Below are 1976 nucleotides of genomic sequence, written 5' to 3' on the forward strand. Positions count from 1 at the left end.
GGCTGACGCCGCAGGGCAGTGAAGTCGACCCGGGTCCGGCCGGTGGCCAAAGCGGCATCGGCGAAGGCGAATCGGTCGCCGCGCTGACCACGCCGCCCTCGGCGACGAACGCACCGGCGATTTCCGCTCCGGCCGCAGGCACACCTGCCGCGGCAGCGCCCCCCGCTACAGGTGCCGCCCCCGCAACGCCGCCTGCCAACGGAGCTGCCCCGGCAGCGCCGCCCGATGCTGCCGGCACGCCGCCCGCACCGGCAGCTGCGCCTGCGGAAACCGCTCTGCCTGTCGGCCAGAAGGCGATCTTCTACGAGGAGCGCACCAGCACCGCCCAGGGCTCCGCCGAGCCCGGCAATATCGTCTGGTCGCTGGTGCAGGAATCGCCCGGTGGCGACCTGCCGCCGGAGCCGGCGATCCGTGCCGAGGCCACCATTCCCGGCAAGGACATCCAGTTGCGCATGACCATCCGCCGCAACACCGATCAGACACTGCCGGCCAGCCATATCATCGAGATGATCTTCCTGACGCCCGACGGTTTCGAGGGCGGCGGTGTCGACAACATCCTGCGCGTCGCCATGAAGGGTTCGGAACAGGATGCCGGCAGCCCGTTGATCGGCATTCCGGCGAAGATCGCCGACGGCTTCTTCCTCGTCGCGCTCAACGATACCAAGGCCGACGAAGACGCCAACATGACCCTGCTTCGCGGCCAGGACTGGATCGACGTACCGGTCGTCTACAAGACCGGACGGCGGGCACTGCTGACCATGGAAAAGGGCATTCCCGGCGAGAAGGTGTTCGACGAGGCGATCAAGGCCTGGCAGGCCAAGACGGCTGGCTGAGAAGGAGCAGTTCAGAAGCCTTGGAACAGCATGTCGAGCGCGGCGACGATGTCGTCGTGGTGCCTGGAAAGGCTTCCCTCTGGATCCGGCAATTCCGAGGCAGAGAAGGCTGACATAAACTGGGTGACCATCACATGATCTTTGCCGTTTATGGTGAAGGTCGGGTTTAATCGGCGACCAGGAACCGGGGCTATCTTGGGCGGCATCAGCGGAATGATGATCCTGGTGCTTAGTCCTTCAAGAAGGTCTGATTGCACGTCGAGAAGATAACCGCCGCCCGCGGCATTCCTATAGAAATCATAACGCGCCATCAGAACGGCCGGTGTTTGGCCAGTGGCAGTCCGTTGCGTCTGACATACTCATTGGAGCTGTCGATGGCTTCCTTATTTTCTTCCTGCCATCGGCGCGTTTTTTCTGCCGAGATTGCTTTTGCAATGCCCTCTTCGGCGGCGCGTGAGATATTGATGCCCAAAGCTTTCGCATCGCTGATCAACCGAGAGTCGATGGACGTATTCACAGATTGTCGCTGAGGTTTTGACGTCGATTGAAGCATAAAGATGGCCTCCTTTTATGCGCATAATCTAGGCGCATAAAAGCCCCCACGCAATCCTTCACCCTTCCATTTCCTCGCGCAACATCTCCAGCTCCAGCCATTCTTCCTCGAGCGCCGCCAGCGTAGCGCGCTCCTTGTCGAGGGCGGCGATCGTCTTTTGGAACGAGGCCGGGTCGCGCTCGTAATAGGCCGGATCGGCGATGTTGTTCTCCAGCCTTGAGATCGAAGCCGTCACAGCCTCGATTTTCTTGGGCAGCGATTCCAGCGCGAATTTCTGCTTGAACGACAGTTTCTTCGCTGGCCCCTTTGGCGCGGCCGCTTCACTCTTGGCCGTCACTGGCGCTTCGCCGTTTTCGGCCTTCGCGCGCGCCTTGCGGTCGTCCAGCCTGGTGCCGCCGCGCTGCGCCAGCATGTCGGAGTAGCCGCCGGCATATTCGATCCAGTGGCCGTCACCATCCGGTGCGATCAGGCTGGTCACGGTGCGGTCGAGGAAATCGCGGTCGTGGCTGACCAGGATGACGGTGCCGGCAAAGCCAGCGACCAGTTCCTGCAGCAGTTCCAGCGTCTCCATATCGAGATCGTTGGTCGGC

Annotated in this window: 2 protein-coding genes and 2 pseudogenes; 1 reads left to right on the plus strand and 3 read right to left on the minus strand. The window is 62.3% G+C overall.

The window, feature by feature from the left end:
* Window positions 1–833, plus strand: a pseudogene (locus EN893_RS31335) (hypothetical protein); the annotation flags it as partial.
* Window positions 834–844: 11 nt separating this feature from the next.
* On the opposite strand, the gene EN893_RS31340 reads toward EN893_RS31335, so the two are convergent.
* The 3 genes and pseudogenes from EN893_RS31340 to EN893_RS31350 form a co-directional block, all read right to left on the minus strand.
* Window positions 845–1144 carry a CcdB family protein gene (locus EN893_RS31340; RefSeq protein ID WP_127270146.1) on the minus strand — a complete coding sequence of 100 codons (300 nt, stop codon included), beginning with the start codon at window positions 1142–1144 and terminating at the stop codon, window positions 845–847.
* On the minus strand, window positions 1144–1386 hold the full coding sequence (locus EN893_RS31345; protein ID WP_127270148.1) for a type II toxin-antitoxin system CcdA family antitoxin: 243 nt from the start codon (window positions 1384–1386) through the stop codon (window positions 1144–1146). The genes EN893_RS31340 and EN893_RS31345 overlap by 1 nt, the downstream gene beginning before the upstream one ends.
* 58 nt (window positions 1387–1444) lie before the next feature.
* Window positions 1445–1976 (minus strand): annotated as a pseudogene (locus tag EN893_RS31350) (ABC transporter ATP-binding protein); the annotation flags it as partial.

The sequence above is a fragment of the Mesorhizobium sp. M7A.F.Ca.CA.004.04.2.1 genome (assembly GCF_004022825.1).
Lineage (GTDB): Bacteria > Pseudomonadota > Alphaproteobacteria > Rhizobiales > Rhizobiaceae > Mesorhizobium.

Excerpts from the sequence above, each read along its gene's own strand:
- EN893_RS31340 (WP_127270146.1), bottom strand. The coding sequence starts at position 1,144 with ATGGCGCGTTATGATTTCTATAGGAATGCCGCGGGCGGCGGTTATCTT.
- EN893_RS31345 (WP_127270148.1), bottom strand. The coding sequence starts at position 1,386 with ATGCTTCAATCGACGTCAAAACCTCAGCGACAATCTGTGAATACGTCC.